The following is a 19,164-nucleotide window of genomic DNA, read 5'->3' on the forward strand; positions in this document are numbered from 1 at the left end:
TATTGTATTATACACAGGGGCCTGTATTAGTGAAGGATTTCCACGCTAGAAAGTTGTGTATTACCAGTTCCCTTAAATCTTAGGTATAGAGACGAAGCACCATTAGCTGGTGTAAAGCTTCCTTCATGAGCTGTCCAAATATTGTCGAATTCTATATCAACTGTTCCAAGTACTTCGCCATCCAGTGCTGTGAGTACTTCAAATGTTCCTGCGCCGTAGCCTCTAGTCTTAACTCTGATTCCCTTCACGCCATGGAAATCAAAATACTTAAAGCCTATTACTGTGGAGTCAGTAATATCACAAATATAACTATCCTCATGACCTGTGTTTCCAAATTCCTGCTCGATGCGAGGATAATCCTTCTGAACGTAGATACCTGTTTTCTCATTGAAAATATGGCAGGCAATATATGAAGGATACTCTCCAACATCAGAAAGTGGTCCGTCATTTAAGCCACAAGATGTAATTTCTACCTGAGGAATGCTTCCATCCTCAAGGAACTTAATCTTCTCTGCACAGCCCTGTCTTGACAGCCATGTGCCATTTGTGTGTCGATGGTAGAAGATATACCAGTCCTCACTAATCTGTACTATGCTTCCGTGATTATTTGCCCCTGCTGCTGTTGGCTTGTCAGCAGGCTTGTAGCTATCAATGTGTAAATCGCAGTTACTTACAATCACTCCACCATAAGTGAAAGGTCCTGCTGGCGATGCTGATGTGGCATAGCAAAGCTCATGCATCACCTCAGAAGAATAGATGAAGTAATAGGTATCATCATGCTTTCTAATTGATGGTGCCTCAAAGAATGCATGGCCTTCAAAGCCTGTTCCTTCACTATAACAATTGCCTGGAACAATAATCTCTGGTGCCTTTTTTATTGTAAGCATATCCGGTCCAAGTACTGTAAACTGGGCACCACTTCTACTCTTATCTCCCTGTCCGCAGAAACCAGTGTAAAGATAAGTCTCCTCTCCCTCAGTCATTACACCTGGATCAAACTGTGGCTCATCACCATCCTTCTCCCCAAGTCTTGTGCCATCCCCATAATGAACATAACCATAGAACTTGAATGGTCCAGCTGGTGTATCACTTACTGCAACCGAAACTATACTAACCTTATCCAAAACATAATAGAGGTAATATTTTCCATCAGGTCCAACTGTTACATCAGGTGCATAGAGGCACATATAGCCATCCTCATTAAGCGGATCATCTGTCTTTCTATAAATCACACCCTCATAATGCCAATTGCCTAAATCATCCACTGGCGCTGACCAGCATACATAGTCCCCAAGACAGAATGCTGCACCATTGAAAGAATCATGTGAACCATAAACATAAACCCTATCGCCAAATACATATGGCTCGCCATCTGGAATGTACTCCCAATTCGGAAGGTATGGATTCACAGCCTGCTTTCTGGAATTCTGACGAATACCACCCTCACAACGTGGTTTAGCTCCCTGGCTTAAGAATTCCATCTCATCCTTTTCAGAGGCATTAAATGGCTTCCAGCTTGGAAGTGGGTATCTGTCTTTTCCATTTCCGTTTGGGTTGCCAGACATGATGAAGTTTGCAAAGTAATCGCACATCTGTCTAGCCAACTCAAAATGTCTTCCTTCGTATGGACGGTGACACTTACCAAGACTCTCAAAGAAGAACCATAAATCTACGGAGTGGAAATTTCCCGGATAATCTACTCCATCACCTGGGATGTCTGTATCAAAACGATAATAGTAAAGCTTTCTGTTTGGATTCTTTTTAAGAGCATCTGTAAATGCACTCTTAACTGAATGCTCCACCATATTGATTTTATCTACTAAAAATTCATCTGAAGTGTTTCCTGCGATAACTGGAACATCAGCACAATCACCATTCACAAAACGCTCGACTGGGTCACTCTTGCAGAATACCCCATCCATGATAGGAAACATTCTAGGATGATTCTGAACAAATCTGTTATAGCCATTAAAAATTTCATCAGCAGATAAAGCTCTTGCTTCTGCCAAGGTCTTAACACCCAATGATGCAAAAAATTCTTCTCCTAGTTTTTCTGCATCTTTAAGACTCAGTGGTCTAAAAATATCTGCATCAGGGTTAGGCATACGGATGATACCGCTTAGAATAACAGCACCCTTTACGATATCTCTGTTCTCCTCACAAACCAGCTGATTCATTGTGCTGGCACCACCTGCAGACTGACCTGCGATTGTGATTCTATCTGGGTCACCTCCAAAAGCAGCAATGTTTCTTGCTACCCAATGGAGTCCAGCCTTCTGATCCAAAAGTCCAAAGTTGCCTGGAGCCTCTGGAGCTTCCTTTGTAATATCAGGATGAGCTAAAAATCCAAAGCAGTTAAGTCTGTAATTTACGCTGACAACAATAACACCTCTTCTTGCTAAACGCTCACCATCAAATTCCATCTCCGCTGTATAACCCCATTGGAAGGCACCTCCAAAGAACCATACCAATACTGGAAGCTTCTCATCCTTTGCCTTGGCAGGTGTCCAGATATTGAGATATAAACAATCCTCGCTATCCTTTAAGCCAGTATCCACATGCCACTCTCTGTCATACAAGCCGTCGCCACCTTGTGGCACATCCTGCATAGATAATGGGCCAAATTCAAAGCAATCTTTTACTCCATCCCAATCTTCTGCTGGCTGTGGAGCACGGAATCTATTAGCCCCAACTGGAGGCGCCGCAAACGGAATTCCCTTAAATACTGTAACTCTAGGATCCGATCCTGGCAGTCCTCGTACTGCACCATTTTCTACTGTTGTTTCTCTAAGCATTACATTATTCTCCTTCTAATCAAAACCACCGGCTTAGCCGGTGGTTTGTTCTAGCCCTATAAGGGCTTGTTACCGGCACTGGAGTCTAAAGACTCATCGAAAGGTTCGCCAGCCGCAACATCATTTACCTACCGAGCCCCTTGGGCTCTACTTATCTGTTTTTGACTACTGGCTCACCCGTGAACGGGTCAATATACTCTTTGAGTGTCATTTGATCGTACTCTAAGTCTTCTTTTAATTGATTCCTTATGTACTCTTCAATTTTCTTTGCATTCTTGCCTACCGTATCTACATAATATCCTCGGCACCAAAAATGTCTATTCCCATACTTGTACTTTAAATTTGCATGTTTCTCGAATATCATAAGTGTACTTTTACCTTTAAGATATCCTACAAAACTCGATACACTCATGCTAGGTGGTATTCTAACTAACATATGTACATGATCTGGGCATATTTCTGCTTCAATTATCTCTACACCTTTTCTTTTACATAAAGTACTGAGAATATTTGCTATATCAGCCTTTAGCTGACCATAAGCAACCTTTCTTCTGTACTTTGGTGCAAAAACTATGTGATACTTACACTCCCACTTTGTGTGTGATAAACTATTCATGTCCATTGGGGACTGCCTCCTTTGCTTTTTACTTGGCTGACGAACCATAGTAATTCTAGCATTGGAGGTATTTTTCTGTAAGCTGAAGCAACATCCCACCACCTGCATAGCAGGTGGATTTTATCTTTTTTCAAAATCGTCACTCCAATAAAATGTCCAACTTAATGATTTGAAAAAAGAGGGCCTTGCCCTACATAAAAAAATAGAACTATCAATACTGATAGTCCTATTTTAATAGTTTTTATCATTTTAAATGATGGATGAATAATAGTTTTTAATGGGGTAAACTTTAGTTTTATTTGGAAAGCCTTCTAATGAATCCTACCTGTTCGAGATGCTTCATATACACGCTGAGGCGCTCATAGAGAGGTTCAGCCTCATCACCATATTTGTCATGGATAAGAAGTCCGATATCGTATACTGAACGGTTTCCATCGATGCATGTGAAGATGAAGCTTCCCATTCCCTCAAGTGTAATATGAGACACTGCAGGACGCTTGAAAAAGCGCTGGGCTATTCTATTTGTAAATCCCTTATTCTCCATTTCAACAATGACCTCTCCGGACTCAGATTGAGTCCAGGCGAGGTCATCGCTTACTTTGAAGACATAGTCTAAAAAGTTTTCTTTGTTTTTCATTTTATTTCTCGTTCTTTGTTCCCATAGCAGACTTGTAAACTGCTGCACCAATTAATGCGATAAGAATAAATGCTGGAACATTTCCTGTTGGAATAACAGAGCTTAAGTTCATAGCATCTGTAGCACCAAGAACTGTGAGAATTGCAAGAAGTACACCTACAATACCTTCACCAGCAATAAGTCCTGAGCAGAAAAGAATTCCCTTTCCTGACTCTTCCTTCTGTGCACCGAACTTCTTGTCAGCAAACTTTCTGATGAGACCACCAAGCATGATTGTTGATGAAAGCTCAAGTGGAAGGTAAAGACCAATTGAAACAGGAAGTGCAGCAATACCAAGAATCTCAACTGTGATTGAGATAAATGCACCGATGAAAATAAGTGTCCAAGGAAGGTTTCCATCCATAACACCCTCAATAATCATCTTCATCATTGTAGCCTGTGGAGCAGCAAGCATATCTGAACCGAATCCATAAGCAGAATCAAGAAGAACCATAACACCACCGATAGCAAGAGCTGCTGCGATAGTACCAATGATCTCACCAATCTGCTGCTTCTTTGGTGTAGCACCAAGGATGTAACCTGTCTTTAAATCCTGTGAAGTATCACCAGCCATACATGCTGCGATACAGATTACAGAACCGATTGCGATAGCACCCTGCATTCCGTGAACGCCTGTGTCGCCGATAGCCTTAAGGCAGATTGTTGCGATAAGGATTGTAGCAATTGTCATACCAGAAACTGGGTTGTTTGAGCTACCTACAAGACCAACCATACGTGAGCTTACGGCACTGAAGAAGAAACCGAAAACTACGATAAGGATTGCACCTGTAAGTGTAACAGGAACTGCTGGTACAAGCCAAATTGCAAGGATAAGTACAAGAATTGCACCAAGTACAAATCTGATGTCCATATCACGAGCTGTACGCTCTGTTGAAGCAGAACCTGCAGTCTTAATGCTCTTGATTGAGTCCACGAATGTTCTAACAATAAGTGGAAGTGTCTTGATAAGTGAAATGATACCAGCAGAAGCTACGGCACCTGCACCAATGTACTTGATGTACTTTGACCAGATAGCTGCTGCACCACCTGCTGCGTAAAGCTCTGCAACAGATACGTCTGCTGGATACATAACGATGTCTCCACCGAAAGTAACGATAGCTGGGATAAGTACGAACCAACCAAGAATACCACCTGCAAACATGTATGCAGAAATACGTGGTCCACAGATATAACCAACTGAAACAAGAGCAGGATAAACCTCTGCAGAGAACTCTGTCTTAAGAGCCTCAAGCTTGATTGTAAATACTGACTGAATGGCGCAAAGACCATCAACTACAAACTTAACTACTGCACCAATTCCCATACCAAGGAATACGCTCTTTGCAGAAGAACCGCCTTCCTCACCAGCAAGAAGAACCTCTGCACAAGCTGTTCCCTCTGGATATGGAAGCACACCGTGCTCCTGAACAATAAGTGCACTACGAAGTGGAACCATGAAGAATACACCAAGAAGTCCACCGAAAAGTGCGATTACAGTGATTGTGATAAGTGAAGGTGTTTCCATAACGCCTTCCTTAGCCCAAATGAAAAGTGCAGGCATTGTAAAGATAGCGCCTGCTGCAAGTGACTCTCCAGCTGAACCAACTGTCTGAACCATGTTGCTTTCAAGGATTGAATCCTTTTTCATGATAATACGGATAACTGCCATTGAAATAACTGCGGCTGGGATTGAAGCTGATACTGTCATACCAACTCGAAGTCCAAGATATGCATTAGCAGCGCCAAAGATTACCGCAAGAAGAAGACCCATAATAATAGATGTAGGTGTCATCTCAGGAGTAACCTTATCCGCTGGGATGTAAGGTTTGAATTTTTCATTCATAATAATACTTTTCTCCTTTTCAAAAACCAAGTTTCTCTATTATAGCGTCACTTTAAAGTTATTGCAATTTTATGTATTAACGCATTAAAGTTTAATCTCTCTTTAATTTAGATTCATTTATTTAGTCTGACAATTACCTTCACGTTAATTATTTAACTGATATAATAGAGTCATGGGAGAACCATAAAAATTTTAGAAGGGAATGTTATAGGAGGGAAAAATGGGGAAAAATTATTTTGATCTAACAGGAAATGTAGCTCTAGTTACAGGATGCTCATCTGGGCTTGGTGTGCAAATGGCAAAAGCTCTTGCAAACCAAGGGTGTAGCATTGTTGCAGTAGCCAGACGCCAAAATCTTATTGAAGAGGTTGCTGCTGATATTGCCAAAACTTACGGTGTGAAAACACTGGCTGTACCTTGTGATATCACTGACACCGAAAGGGTAAATGCAGCCGTTGATGAAGTACTGGAGAAATTAGGACGCATTGATATCCTCGTTAATAATGCAGGAACTGGCTCTGGCGCCACATCGGCTGAAGATATGGAAGACAGCCAATTTGAGGGAGAGGTTGCCATCGATTTAACCGGAAGCTTTAAAATGGCTCGAGCTGTTGCCAAGAAAGCTATGATTCCAGCCAACTATGGCAGAGTTATAAACATTGCCTCTATGTATGGCCTTGTTGGAAATAATATAGCTCCTGCAGCCGCTTATCATGCTGCAAAGGGTGGTATGGTTAACCTCACCCGCGCATTGGCAGCTGAATGGGGAAATAAAGGCATCACAGTCAATGCAATCTGCCCAGGATATTTTGAGACACCGCTAACCAAGGAAACTCTCGACAGCGAATTTTTCCAGCAATACGCTAAAACAATGATTCCACTGAGTCGCTACGGCAAAGAAGGTGAGCTCGACACCGCAGCCCTATTCCTTGCCTCACCTCTCAGCACCTACGTCACTGGAGTCGTACTCCCTGTGGACGGAGGATACACGTGTATGTAGCCGAATATTAAATATGTATTGAGCAAAATTAGAAAGAGCCCCAGTAGGCATCAAGCTCTTAGTGCTCTTTGTAAGGACATGTAGTCCAACAAAGAGTATCTAAGGCATGTAGCCGTAACTGGGGCTCTTAGTAAATTATTTAATTACTCCATGTGTCCATCACGGTACATAGAGAACTTATCCATAGGATAGTTTTCAAGGTTTGCAAGGATCTTACGTCCATCAGCCTTTCCGATAAGGCTTGTACGTGCTTTGATGATTTCGCGCTCTGCACGGTGCTTAGATGGTCCACCAACGCAACCACCGTCACAAATCATACCCTCGATGAAATCCACATCAAGCTTGCCGCTCTTGAGAAGCATAAGTGCTTTCTTACACTCAGCACCGCCTGCACACTGCATAAGCTTGATATCATCTGTATTCTGTCCACGCTCCTGCATGCACTCGATAACAGCCTTAGCAACACCGCCTGAAGAAGCGAAGTGCTTACCAAATGTAGAAGACTCCTGATAGTTCTCCTCTACTGGCTCGAACTCTACGCCCTTAGAACGCATTAATGCACGAAGCTCACCAAATGTGATAACGTAATCTGCATTTCCTGGTACTGTCTCATCCTGTGCCTCAGACTTCTTAGCGATACATGGTCCAACGAATACTGTAACAGTATCCTCACCCATTGTAGCCTTAACGAAACGAGAGATAGCACACATTGGAGATACAGTTGAAGACATATTATCTCTGAACTGATCTGGGAAGTGCTTTCTAAGCATATTGATGAAAGCTGGGCAGCAAGATGTTGTCATCTTACGTCCTTCTTCCTTAGCCTCAAACCACTCAGCTGACTCGTAAGCAGCTGTCATATCACCACCGAGACCAACCTCGATCATGTCTGTGAAACCAATCTTCTTGCAAGCTTCCTTAACTGCAGCCATTGAGATATCCTCACCGAACTGTCCCTCTGTAGCAGGTGCACACATAGCGATAACCTTCTTGCCCTCAAGGATAGCCTTGATGATATGTACAAGATATGTCTTAGAACCGATAGCACCGAATGGGCAGCTGTGGATACAGTGACCACATGAGATACACTTCTCATCATCGATTACGCAGTGACCGTACTCATCGTAAGAAATAGCGCCAACTGGACAAGCCTTCTTACATGGTCTCTCAAGGTGAACGATTGCCTGGTAAGGACACTCCTTAGCACACATACCGCACTCCTTACACTTTGTAGGATCGATGTGCATTCTTCTCTCACCTGGAGAAATAGCACCAAACTTACAAGAGTTGAGACAAGCCTTTCCAAGACAGAAACGGCAGTTATCTGTTACTGAGTAAGATGCAATAGAACAGTCGTCACATGCCGGCTGAATAACCTGAACAACGTTCTTAGAATCTGGGTTTGTTGGAAGATTCTCTGCGCATGAAAGGATGACACGCTGTCTAACGATTTCGCGCTCCTTGTAAACGCAGCAACGATATGTTGGTCTTGGACCAGGAATAATTTCGTAGCAAACCTGCTCCTTGTGTGACGCATCAAGCTCACCCTTCCAAGCAAGCTTACAAACCTCTTCCATAATGTTGTGCTTCAAACGTACAATACTTTGATCTGAAGTAACCATATTTTTCTCCTTTTACTTAAAACATTAATTGCCAGTTTTAATTATTTAATACCTTTAGACTTCTGTCTAAAATGCCATTAAATTCTGCAATGGCCATGCCGTAATTAACGACCGGAACCCCTTGCTGCTTGCAGTGCTTAACTCTGTTTTGCATCTCCGCCGCATTTACCATGCAGCCACCACAATGAACTACAAGCTTATATTTCTTTAAATCCTCCGGAAATTCGTTTCCAGACGAGAATTCAAATTCAACATTCTTGCCAGTGTAATTCTTTATCCACCCTGGCAACTTAACCGTGCCAATGTCGTTGCACTGACGATGATGTGTGCAGGCCTCAGAAATAAGGACTGTATCTCCATCATTTAAACCTTTCATAGCAGCCACACCCTCAAGCTGAGTGGCAAGACTGCCTCTGTAACGTGCCATAAGAATGCTAAATGATGTTAGCGCAATTTCCTCAGGCACAAGCTTTGAAACCTTTTCAAAGGCCTGTGAATCGGTAATTACAAGTGAAACATTTTTATTTTCTTCAAGTGCTTCAGCAAGCTCTTCTGGCTGTAAGCAAATAGCCTTGCAATTATGGTCTAGCAAATCTCTAAGAACCATCTGCTGTGGAAGAATAACTCTTCCCTTTGGAGCAGATTCATCTATAGGAATTACAAGGATGACCGTACTTTTCTTTGGAACCAAATCTGCCACCAAATCTGGTTCCTTCATTTCAGGAAGAAGCTTTATAAGTGCTTCCTTCACCTGAGACATATCATCACTTGTGGCATCAACATAAATGAGTGATTCGCCTTTAAGTTCTGAATACTCATGGGCCTCGGCTTCATCTATGTGATTTTCAATTATTATGTATGGAAGCTTTCGCTCCTTTAAAAGTTTTACAAAATCAAGTTCGTCTGCTGTCAGACTTTCGCTTCTTGCATCCAAAACCAATACTGCAATATCGATTTCATCCAGGGTTCGATAGGTACGCTTTTTACGAAGCTCTCCTAAATCTCCCTCATCGTCAAAACCAGCTGTATCAATGATAACAACTGGACCGATTGGAAGAATTTCCATAGCCTTTTTTACTGGATCTGTGGTGGTACCCTTGTGGGCAGACACCAAAGAAATCGATTGGTTGGTCAACTTGTTTACTATGCTGGATTTACCAGCGTTACGGATGCCAAAGAAGCCTATATGGACACGTTGTCCGCTGGCTGTGTTATTTAAGGACATCAAAACACCTCATCAGTCACCTTCGGCGACCTTGTCTCGCCTCCCAGCTCGGTCGTTGCTAAACAGGCTCCACTGGAGCCTAGCAACCCTCAAGGGGAAGCATATTATATTATATTAATAATTTTTGTTTTTTTAATGACTAAAATCTGAAGTCTCTTCTGTTAGAGTTCTTGATAGCTTCAATATTTTCCTCGGCAGTCTTTCTGACATTTTCCTTTGGAATCTTCTTGAGCTCTTCCTCAATCATCTTGTAGCCAACCTTCTTTGTCTCCTCAGAAGCATAATCAACCAAGTATTCTGTAAGAGTCATAAGAGCATTTGGATGACAGCAGTTAATAATCTGGCCTGTCTTGCAAAGAGACATAAATCTGTCTCCTGTACGTCCTGCGCGATAGCATGCTGTGCAGAATGAAGGAATATGACCTGTCTCCATGAGCCACTTAACTACCTCATCAAGAGTACGCTGATCAGAAACATCGAACTGTTCTGTATCGTGTGGACGCTCCTTCTCTGTGTAACCACCAACTGATGTACGGCTTGCACCAGAAACCTGAGAAATACCAACCTGAAGCATCTTGCGACGAACTTCCTCAGACTCACGAGTAGAAATAATCATACCCGTGTAAGGAACTGCAATTCTGATACATGCTGCAATCTTTGTGAACATGTCATCTGGGATTGAGTTATCAAATACATCTGGATCTATATCATCAGCGTGCTTTACACGTGGAACTGAGATTGTGTGTGGGCCAACACCATGAACAGCCTCAAGGTGCTCCGCATGCATAAGAAGTCCAGCAAACTCATATCTGTAGCTTTCAAGTCCGAAAAGAACTCCAAGTCCTACATCATCAATTCCACCTTCCATGGCACGGTCCATAGCCTCTGTATGATATGCATAGTCATGCTTTGGTCCTGTTGGGTGAAGTTCTTCGTAGCTCTTTTTATTGTATGTCTCCTGGAAGAGGATGTATGTTCCGATTCCTGCTTCCTTGAGCTTGCGATAATTCTCAACTGTTGTAGCAGCGATATTTACGTTAACTCGTCTAATATCTCCGTTCTTGTGGTGAATACTGTAAATTGTATTGATACACTCAAGGATGTACTCAATTGGGTTGTTAACTGGGTCCTCGCCTGCCTCGATAGCAAGTCTCTTGTGACCCATATCCTGAAGTGCGATGACCTCAGCCTTTACCTCTTCCTGTGTAAGCTTCTTACGACCGATGTGCTTATTCTTTAAATGATATGGACAGTAAACACATCCATTTACACAATAATTCGAAAGATAAAGTGGTGCAAAAAGAACGATTCTATTTCCGTAGAAAGCATCCTTAATTTCCTGAGCAACCTCATACATTTTTTCAATATACTTTGGCTCCTCGCAAGCAAGAAGCACTGAAGCCTCTCTGTGAGTAAGACCTGAACATACACAGCCTTCTGCTGTCTTTACTGGACGAGCCTTCTCAAGGAGCTGATCAATCAACTCAAAATTATTTTTGTTTGCTTCGGCATATTCTATTGTGTCGAGGATTTCCTGATGGTCGATGAATTCATCAGCCTTCAAAGATTTTACATTGTACATTTCTATTACCTCTTTTCTATTTAAAACCTACCCTATCACCTATATCTTCTACGATTTCGTAGCCTACGGAAGCTACGCGACGCTGCAGGCAACCGCGACACTCTGCGGCTTCTTCGCCTGTGCAGATTTTGTTGTCATATAAGGTGTACATCTTTCGAACAGATGTTGGCGAAAGATTTGGCATAACTACATTGGCACCAGCCTGAAGCCCCTTCTCTCGGCCACATGGATCTATTGTGCCAAGAGCTGTTGTAGCTGGAAGCAGCACCTGCGGATAAATGATTCTTATCAACGACAATAGGAAAAGTGTCATCTCCAGTGTACCGCTTTCTTCCTTTGCAAATGGTGTTTGCTTATGACTGATAAAAGGTCCAATGCCGCACATGTCTGGCTTAAATTCTTCAATGAATTTCAAATCCATAGCCAAGTCGTGAGCTGTCTGCCCTGGTGACTGCACCATAAAACCTGCGCCAACCTGATACCCAATCTCTCGCAATTCCCTAAGGCAATTCATTCGATGTTCAAAAGACATTTCCTTCGGATGAAGCCGTCCGTAATGAACTGGATTTGCTGTCTCATGTCTTAAAAGATATCGCGATGCTCCTGCCTTAAAATACGCCTCATAGCTCTCGCGACTTCGTTCACCAATTGAAAGAGTAACTGCCACATCTGGATGAGCCTTCTTAATAGCGCTTACGATTTCGCATATTGATTCGTCCGAATAAGCAAAATCCTCGCCGCCCTGAAGCACCACTGTTCTGAATCCTAATTCATAGCCGGCGTTCGCACATTCCAAAATATCCTCCTTGGAAAGACGATAACGCTCGCACTGGCCATTATCTCTGCGAATCCCACAATAATAACAATTGTTTCGACAGAAATTAGTGAACTCCACAAGGCCTCTGGTGAATACCTTGTTGCCGTAGTACTGCTTCTGATAAACACGAGCATACTCAGCTGCCTTCTCCATTATATCTGGATTAATGTTTTCTATTAAACATTCATATTCCGCTAAGGAAAGCGAATGCTCTTTATTAAGTTTTTCAAGTATATCTGTTGCATTAATCATATCACTAAATGAGAAAATATATCGTTTATTTTTTCACAAAGTATACTATACCATAAAAATATGAATTAAAAAGTGTTTTTTCATTGTTATCTGTTCTATTTTAGATACAAAAAAACTGGCTAGTCTCCACGGAGATTAGCCAGTAATATGCCACCTGAAATGGGATATTGATTTTTGTTTTAATTCTTATCTGAGTTCTTTTTCTTGTTGTAAACAAGTACGCTTGAAACACCTGCGATAACTGCCATAAGCCATCCCCACCAGGTCTTCTCAAAAAAGCTTCTCTTTGCTTTTCCAGCAAGTGGAGCCTCATCGTCAGCTATAGTTACAACTTCGCTTGAGGTCTTATCTGTAACATCAGCAGCTAAATCCTCGCCACTCTTGTACTCGATAACATCCTCGCCCTCAGAAACAACCTCTTCTTCATCTGCTGTCTGTGTATTCGCGGCTACATTCACTCTGCGTGAAGGTCTAAGCTCTCTTGCACCATCTGCCTCCGGTCCAGCAAGAGCAACAACCTCGTCTTCAATAGTAACAACTGAAGATAAAGTAACTACATCATCAATATTAGCTACTGTTGTTGAAGATGCGCTTGATGAATTTGAAGCCTTTGATGTACCTGTAGTTCTGTTTACAACTGCTTTTGTCTCCTCTGAAGCAGTCTCTGGCTCTACAACAACTTCAGCCTTTTTTGCTTCCTCAGCCTTCTTAGCTTCTTCTGCTGCTTTCTTGGCTTCCTCAGCAGCCTTCTCAGCTTTCTCCTGAGCATTAGCTGCTACTTCCTTTGCCTTATTGTATTCAGCAACAACCTTAGCATACTCTTCCTTGAGCTCATCAAGCTTAGCATCAGAAACATTCTCAGCGGTCTTAAGGTTCTTTAATTCCTCTGCCACAGCAGTAACCTTTGCCTGAGCTGCCTTAACTGCAGCAAGCTTATTCTCTGCTGCCTTTACAGCCTTTGAAAGTTCATCTGCAGACTTATCAGTAGCTGCGGACTTCTCCTGTGCAAGCTTTAAGTTTGCATTTGCAGTATCAAGCTTCTTCTGTGCTGCCTGTACTGCTGCATTAGCCTTCTCTAAATCAGCGTTTGCTGTCTTAAGATTTTCGTTTGCTTCCTTTGCAAGAGCCTCTGCCTTTTCTGCTGCAGCCTTCTTTGTTTCATATACAGTATTTGCATCTGTTGCTGCCTTTGCTGCATTTTCTGCAAGTGTCTTTGCATCAGCTGCAGCCTTAGCAGCTTCCTCTGCCTTCTTTGCAGCCTCAGAAGCTGACTTCTGAGCTAACTCTAAAGTTGTAGCTGCGGCTTTAGCTTCCTTTGAATCCTTACCAAATTTTTCCTCCGCAACCGTCTTATTAGTCTTAGCTGCCTCAAGAGCCTTCTCTGATTTAGCTAATTTCTCGTCTGCCTGTGTCTTTGCACTTTCTGTAGCTGAAACAAGCGCCTCAGCTTCAGTCTTTGCAGAATCAGCCTTTATCTTAGCTGCCTCAGCTGTCTTAACTGCCTCTGAAGCCTTTTCTGCCTTATCAGCTGCTGTCTTTGCAAGAGCCTCTGCTGTTGTCTTGCTCTTATTTGCTGATGCAGCAACTTCCTTTGCGTTCTTTACAACCTTCTCTGCAGCTGTCTTATCTTCTTTTGCCTTTTCTGCAGCCTTCTCTGCTGCTTCCTTTGCAGCCTTAGCTGATGCAGTTGCCTCTTTTACAGCTGTCTCTGCAGCCTGCTGCTCACTCTTAGATTTCTCTACTGTAGCGTTTGCTTCCTTTGAAGCTGTATCAGCCTTCTTCTCTGCTTTCTCTGCACTCTCTACTGCCTTCTTAGCCTTTGCGACTTCTTTCTGATATGCAGTGTTGCCATTGCGGAAATCACGCTCATTAAATACTTCTGTCTGGTTGCAATATATTTTTCCATATCGAATCTTTATTCCAAAAGGACCTTCATAATAAAGGACTTCATCCTGTTTTCTATCCTTCTGAAGGATAACAATGTGGTCAGTCCAATCACCCCAGTCACCGTTAACCTGATCACCATCTGTATTATCGCAACGGAAATTATAGATACCAATTTCTGTACGTACACCAGTCGTTGGATCTTCTTTATAAGCTACGATGTAGTTATTCTCCCAACCACCATGGCCTTTAAAATAATCCTTAATTCCATTGAAAATATCTGTATTAATGTACTTTTCAAACTTAATGTCAGCTGGATTAAGATTTTTGTTATTTTCATATACATAGTACTTAATCATAAGCTCAGCAATTTCGATATTCTTTTCAAGACTACGATCTGCACCAGCAGCTGTTCTTCTTGAAAGTTCTGCTGAAACATCCTCAAGAGCCTCTGCCACATTCTTGTACTCATCATTAGCCTGATTAAGCTCTTTCTTAGCTGCTGTTAATTCCTGTGCCTTTTCACCAGCTGTCTTTTCAGCTGCCTCAACCTGCTTGTTCTTCTCGATTAGATTTTTGCTCTCTGCGTCAGCTAAATCGCTTGCAGTAGAAGCAGCATCATATAAATCCTTTAGCTCCTTATTAAGCTTCTCTTCAAGAGCTGTCTTTGAGTTTTCTGCCTCTGTTACAGCTTTATCAGCTGCTGCTTTTGTATCAGCAGCTTCCTTTGCTGCCTTATCAGCTGCTGCTTTTTCCTCTGCTGCTATCTTTGCTTCCTTCTGAGCTGCTACGAGATCTGCTGCTGCCTTTGTTGCGAGCTCATCAGCATTCTTTGCTGCTGTCTTTGCAGACTCTAATGCTTCTGAAGCTTTCTTAGCTTCCTCTGAATCCTTACCATACTTTGACTGTGCATCCTTGAGAGCTGACTCAGCAGCCTTAACTGACTTTTCTGCCTCTGCCACAGCATCGTCTGCATTCTTCTTTGCAAGCTCTGCCTCTGCAACCTTTTTATCTGCCGCATCCTTGGCTGCAGCTGCTTCCTCTGCTACTTTACTAAGTTCTGAAGCAGTTGCCTCAGCCTTTGAAGCTGCATCCTTCTTTGATGCTAAATCTGCTTCTGCTGTCTCAACCTCAGCCTTAGCAGCCTTTAAAGCCTCTTCAAAAGAACTACATGCATTTTTTGCTTCCTCAGCCGCTTCAGTAGCCTTCTTCTGAGTGTCCTCAGCCTCTGACAATTCTGTCTTTGCCTGATCTACTGCCTGCGCATCCTTTTCAACCTGAGCATCAGCTGCCTCATCAGCAGCCTTTGCATCATTATATGCCTTCTGAGCTGCTTCAAGCTCGGCCTGTGCCTTCTCTACTGCTGCATTTGCTGCATCGATAGCTGCTTTTGCATCACCTGAGAATTCATCCTCAAGACCATACTCAGACTTGATTGCTTCAAGCTTCTCCTGTGCCTTCTCAACCTTTGACTTTGCATTGTCATAAGCCTTTTCAGCTACAGCGACCTTTGCCTCTGTCTCCTGAGCCTTAGCCTCAGCCTTTGCCAATGCTTCATTTGCCTCTTCTGCAGATGCATCTGCATCAAGAACATAGCTTTCAGCTTCCTCTACATCCTTCTCAACAATCTGCTTGATTGTCTCAACAGTTTCCTCATAATCAGCAATTGCCTGTGTAGCGTCAAAATTTAATTTATCTAATTCTTCAACACTGTCACTAATATTATTAAGAGCGTCTGCAGATACACCAGCCTCAGCTACTGCTTCGTCTGCTGCCTGAATATCAGAAGAGATTTCTGAGTTCATTCCTGACTCTACAGCTGTGTCCTGGCTTTCAAACTCCATAGCTGGCTCAGCATTAATAGCCTCGTCTGCAAATGCAATAACAGGGCTTGCTGCCATGCTAACTCCAACGCCTAAAGTAACAGTTGTGATTAAAGCTTTTTCCAATTTTCTCATTTGTACATTCTTCCTTTCTGATGTTGCTTGCAAGGAATTCCCCCAAATTTTCCATAGATAAAGCAGAGCCACAAATAACCTGCTCTGCTTGAATGTCGATACCTGAATGACTTAGTTGTTAGAAGACTCCAGCTTCTTCAGCTTGCGCCTGGTCCTATGATTTTCAACCATAGTCCTTAACATTTTCATTTTCAATATCAACACCTTCATATAATTTTACCCCCATTCAGTAACGCCTCACCTGTGTATAAAAATGTGAACGTTATGTGAACGCTTTCCTTACGTTATGTACTTTATCATTAAGCTACAGCCCAAACAATAGCTTGGCAAATTCGTCTAACTTTTGGCAACTACTGATTAAGCTTATCAATTATCTTTGCTGCGGCACGACGCTTAACCTCAAATACCGCAACACCTGCTCCCGCTGCAGATGCCCCTCCAAGAGCTGCAAACCATTTTCCTCTGGCAATAAGCCCAGCCATTGTTACAGCAAGTGGCGCCTCCTCATCTGTGATAGTCACAGAATCAATTGCTTCATCCTGTGGCTCCTCTATTACTGGAGTGTTTTCACCAGATGCTGCTGCACCTGAATCACCACTGCCGCCATTATCCGTATGGGCGGATTGTATGACAACCTGACGCTCTTCTTTATCTTCTGGTTCTTCTATTTCTTCTGATAACTCTTCTTCGATTATCTCTTCTGGTTCTGCTTCAACCTGTTCCTGCTTTTCCTCTGACTGCTTATTTTCTGGCTCTGAAACCACAGCTTCTGACTTGACTTCAACCTTAGTCTCCACACTACTTTCTTGAGCTACCTCTTCAGAAACAACTTGTTCCTTCACCTCCGGAACATTTTCCTCAATAGACTGAATGATTTCCTGAACCTCATCGTACTTTTTCTCAGCGTCCTCAAGCTGCTTCTCTAACTCTTCCTTTTGAACTTCTTCCTCTGGAGTCTGTGGAGTCTTTAGCTTCGCAAGCTTTTCCTTTATAGCTGGAATACTTTCCGACCAAATAGCATCGCCAACATTCTTGTAGTACTGATACACCTTGGCGTATTCTGCAATATATTCGGTGACAAGCCTGCTTTCATCTGCATCGATGGTATAAGCACCATGATAGGTCCTTGCCTGCATAATTGCAGCTCTTATTGCCTCTTCCTTTGAGCTATACCTGTCGTCTTTTACCTCATCGAGAAGCCAGTAGCCTCCCATATCCTCCACCTTATTGTAAGTGGCAGAGTAGGTGCCTGTGGTAATATACGAAAGACTTGGGAGCCAAAACAGACTGCCCCAATCATCAGCAAATTCCACATCAGCCTTGTAAATTTCTGGATTACCGTAATATTGGTCCTCCACATATTCCTGTCCTGCTTTTGTCGCCCCATTACGCGTATAAAACAGAACGCTATGCTTTCCCACGTAGCGTCCCTCATCCAGATAAGTTGGGACATAATAGCCATCGATAGTCCAATAATTAGCAACCTCAACCTGACCGCCCAGACGCTCAGCATCCTCCTTAGAAATAGACACCACCTGCCCCTCTGCATTGGTGTATTCATAGGTAAGATCCCTGGTATAAAGCTGCAACTGCTCAGTCTCAGCATCCACAACATAGCCATAGTCTGCAGAAACGCTTCGAAGCACATTCCCCTCTGCATCAACAATATCATATGTCACAGCAAGATGGCTTGCATCATCCTCTGCAGGTACTACAGTTAAACCAGAAACCTGCTGATTGTCCTGCAATCCTTCTGTGTCGGGAATATAGCAGTGTTCGATAACCTCAGAAATATTCAGTTGTTCAGATAAAACGGAGTCCTCATCAGAGACTGTCTGCGCCTTCGCTTTTAAGCTAATAGAACCAGTTAATGAAAGCGCAGCCAAGCTTATGAACAGAGCCTGAACTGAACGAAATTTCATAAACAATTATTCCTCTTAATTATTAATACCCATCCTTGGCAAAGTGTTACATTCTATACACAATACCGTTATATACTTTAACAAAAAATTAACGAGGTGCAAGTCTTTTGGCAAAATCTTTCAAAATTTGACAAAAACTCTTGCACCTTGATTATGTACAAATGCTGTATTTTCAATCCTTACAGCTAAATGCTGCTAAACTGATAATCCTGAATTTGTTGCTTGATATCAGCTACTTTTTTCGCTGATATTGGATAAACAGAACGATCTTCCAAATAAACATCTGCCCCTTCAATTCTATCAATATAATCCATATTGATAATAATACCTCGATTAATCATTATGAATCGCTTGTCAGAGCCAGTCATACTTAAGAATTCTCCTGAGGTCAAGCGCACTCTTGACATGGTTCCATCATCCTTATGAATCTCAAGATAATGACCATCAGTTGTGACACTTAGAATATTTTTCAAATAGATTCTCTCATCAACAGAACCCACAGTAATCTTGATGAATATCGCATCAATTGGAGTGTGATCCACAATCTCAGAAATTAGATGATCGATTCGCTCCAATGTGTATGGCTTGGTCACATAATCAAAGGCATGTAAAGAAAAAGCATCCGGATAATGACCATCTGATGCAGTCATAAAAATAAGAAATGTCTTTTCAGTAAGCTCCCTGAGACGCTTTGCAGTCTCGATACCGTCCATGTCCGGCATAAATATGTCCATAAAAACTATATCAAAACGTCGTTCTGTAAGAGCATCAATAAACTCATGCCCTGATGAAAAAGCCTCAACCTCAAAAGGTAAAGCACGAGTGCTGGCAACCTTCTCCACCATCATCTTTAGCTGCATTCGGAACAATTCTTCGTCATCGATAACTGCTACTCTCATTCTGCCTCCCCCAAGTACAAAAAATTCAAGTAATCGAATTGATCTTTACCAGCTAATAATACCACATATTTCC

12 protein-coding genes are annotated in these 19,164 nt (G+C 42.4%); 1 reads left to right on the forward strand and 11 read right to left on the reverse strand.

Annotated features, from left to right (window positions below; genetic code table 11):
• Positions 1-26: 26 nt before the first annotated feature.
• The 4 genes from FXF36_RS16830 to FXF36_RS02670 form a co-directional block, all read right to left on the reverse strand.
• Positions 27-2,795 (reverse strand): carboxylesterase family protein, encoded by a 2,769-nt coding sequence (locus FXF36_RS16830; RefSeq protein WP_330583207.1) that lies wholly within the window; start codon positions 2,793-2,795, stop codon positions 27-29.
• A 151-nt stretch (positions 2,796-2,946) separates the two neighbouring features.
• Positions 2,947-3,417, reverse strand: a complete 471-nt coding sequence (gene tnpA, locus FXF36_RS02660) for an IS200/IS605 family transposase (protein ID WP_151622340.1) — start codon at positions 3,415-3,417, stop codon at positions 2,947-2,949.
• Positions 3,418-3,706: 289 nt separating this feature from the next.
• Complete coding sequence (locus FXF36_RS02665) at positions 3,707-4,048, reverse strand: PqqD family protein (RefSeq protein ID WP_151622341.1); 342 nt, start codon at positions 4,046-4,048, stop codon at positions 3,707-3,709.
• Position 4,049: 1 nt separating this feature from the next.
• Positions 4,050-5,930: an OPT family oligopeptide transporter gene (locus tag FXF36_RS02670; protein WP_151622342.1), complete on the reverse strand. Its 1,881-nt coding sequence runs from the start codon at positions 5,928-5,930 to the stop codon at positions 4,050-4,052.
• Between the two features lie 220 nt (positions 5,931-6,150).
• On the opposite strand from FXF36_RS02670, the gene FXF36_RS02675 reads away from it, so the two are divergent.
• On the forward strand, positions 6,151-6,930 hold the full coding sequence (locus FXF36_RS02675) for an SDR family oxidoreductase (protein WP_151622343.1): 780 nt from the start codon (positions 6,151-6,153) through the stop codon (positions 6,928-6,930).
• Between the two features lie 143 nt (positions 6,931-7,073).
• On the opposite strand, the gene FXF36_RS02680 is transcribed toward FXF36_RS02675, so the two are convergent.
• The 7 genes from FXF36_RS02680 to FXF36_RS02710 all read right to left on the reverse strand — a co-directional run bounded on the left by FXF36_RS02680 (position 7,074) and on the right by FXF36_RS02710 (position 19,091).
• Positions 7,074-8,552: a 4Fe-4S dicluster domain-containing protein gene (locus tag FXF36_RS02680; RefSeq protein WP_151622344.1), complete on the reverse strand. Its 1,479-nt coding sequence runs from the start codon at positions 8,550-8,552 to the stop codon at positions 7,074-7,076.
• Between the two features lie 37 nt (positions 8,553-8,589).
• A complete protein-coding gene (gene hydF / locus FXF36_RS02685) occupies positions 8,590-9,777 on the reverse strand; it encodes a [FeFe] hydrogenase H-cluster maturation GTPase HydF (protein WP_151622345.1) in 1,188 nt (395 codons plus the stop codon).
• Between the two features lie 139 nt (positions 9,778-9,916).
• The gene (gene hydG, locus FXF36_RS02690; protein WP_202880053.1) at positions 9,917-11,359 is read right to left on the reverse strand and encodes a [FeFe] hydrogenase H-cluster radical SAM maturase HydG; all 1,443 of its coding nucleotides are present in this window, start codon (positions 11,357-11,359) and stop codon (positions 9,917-9,919) included.
• Positions 11,360-11,375: 16 nt separating this feature from the next.
• Positions 11,376-12,428, reverse strand: coding sequence for a [FeFe] hydrogenase H-cluster radical SAM maturase HydE (hydE, locus tag FXF36_RS02695; RefSeq protein WP_151622347.1), 1,053 nt, complete (start codon positions 12,426-12,428; stop codon positions 11,376-11,378).
• Between the two features lie 179 nt (positions 12,429-12,607).
• A complete protein-coding gene (locus FXF36_RS02700; protein WP_151622348.1) occupies positions 12,608-16,270 on the reverse strand; it encodes a coiled-coil domain-containing protein in 3,663 nt (1,220 codons plus the stop codon).
• 350 nt (positions 16,271-16,620) lie between these two features.
• On the reverse strand, positions 16,621-18,192 hold the full coding sequence (locus tag FXF36_RS02705) for a hypothetical protein (protein WP_151622349.1): 1,572 nt from the start codon (positions 18,190-18,192) through the stop codon (positions 16,621-16,623).
• A 185-nt stretch (positions 18,193-18,377) separates the two neighbouring features.
• Entirely contained in the window at positions 18,378-19,091 is a 714-nt protein-coding gene (locus tag FXF36_RS02710) for a LytR/AlgR family response regulator transcription factor (protein ID WP_151622350.1), read from the reverse strand.
• Positions 19,092-19,164 lie beyond the last annotated feature (73 nt).

Source organism: Pseudobutyrivibrio xylanivorans (assembly GCF_008935055.1).
Taxonomy (GTDB): domain Bacteria; phylum Bacillota; class Clostridia; order Lachnospirales; family Lachnospiraceae; genus Pseudobutyrivibrio; species Pseudobutyrivibrio xylanivorans_A.

What these genes read in the sequence shown, in the direction of transcription:
- FXF36_RS16830 (WP_330583207.1), bottom strand. Translation starts at nt 2,795, where the DNA reads ATGCTTAGAGAAACAACAGTAGAAAATGGTGCAGTACGAGGACTGCCA.
- tnpA (WP_151622340.1), bottom strand. Translation starts at nt 3,417, where the DNA reads ATGGACATGAATAGTTTATCACACACAAAGTGGGAGTGTAAGTATCAC.
- FXF36_RS02665 (WP_151622341.1), bottom strand. Translation starts at nt 4,048, where the DNA reads ATGAAAAACAAAGAAAACTTTTTAGACTATGTCTTCAAAGTAAGCGAT.
- FXF36_RS02670 (WP_151622342.1), bottom strand. Translation starts at nt 5,930, where the DNA reads ATGAATGAAAAATTCAAACCTTACATCCCAGCGGATAAGGTTACTCCT.
- FXF36_RS02675 (WP_151622343.1), top strand. Translation starts at nt 6,151, where the DNA reads ATGGGGAAAAATTATTTTGATCTAACAGGAAATGTAGCTCTAGTTACA.
- FXF36_RS02680 (WP_151622344.1), bottom strand. Translation starts at nt 8,552, where the DNA reads ATGGTTACTTCAGATCAAAGTATTGTACGTTTGAAGCACAACATTATG.
- hydF (WP_151622345.1), bottom strand. Translation starts at nt 9,777, where the DNA reads ATGTCCTTAAATAACACAGCCAGCGGACAACGTGTCCATATAGGCTTC.
- hydG (WP_202880053.1), bottom strand. Translation starts at nt 11,359, where the DNA reads ATGTACAATGTAAAATCTTTGAAGGCTGATGAATTCATCGACCATCAG.
- hydE (WP_151622347.1), bottom strand. Translation starts at nt 12,428, where the DNA reads ATGATTAATGCAACAGATATACTTGAAAAACTTAATAAAGAGCATTCG.
- FXF36_RS02700 (WP_151622348.1), bottom strand. Translation starts at nt 16,270, where the DNA reads ATGAGAAAATTGGAAAAAGCTTTAATCACAACTGTTACTTTAGGCGTT.
- FXF36_RS02705 (WP_151622349.1), bottom strand. Translation starts at nt 18,192, where the DNA reads ATGAAATTTCGTTCAGTTCAGGCTCTGTTCATAAGCTTGGCTGCGCTT.
- FXF36_RS02710 (WP_151622350.1), bottom strand. Translation starts at nt 19,091, where the DNA reads ATGAGAGTAGCAGTTATCGATGACGAAGAATTGTTCCGAATGCAGCTA.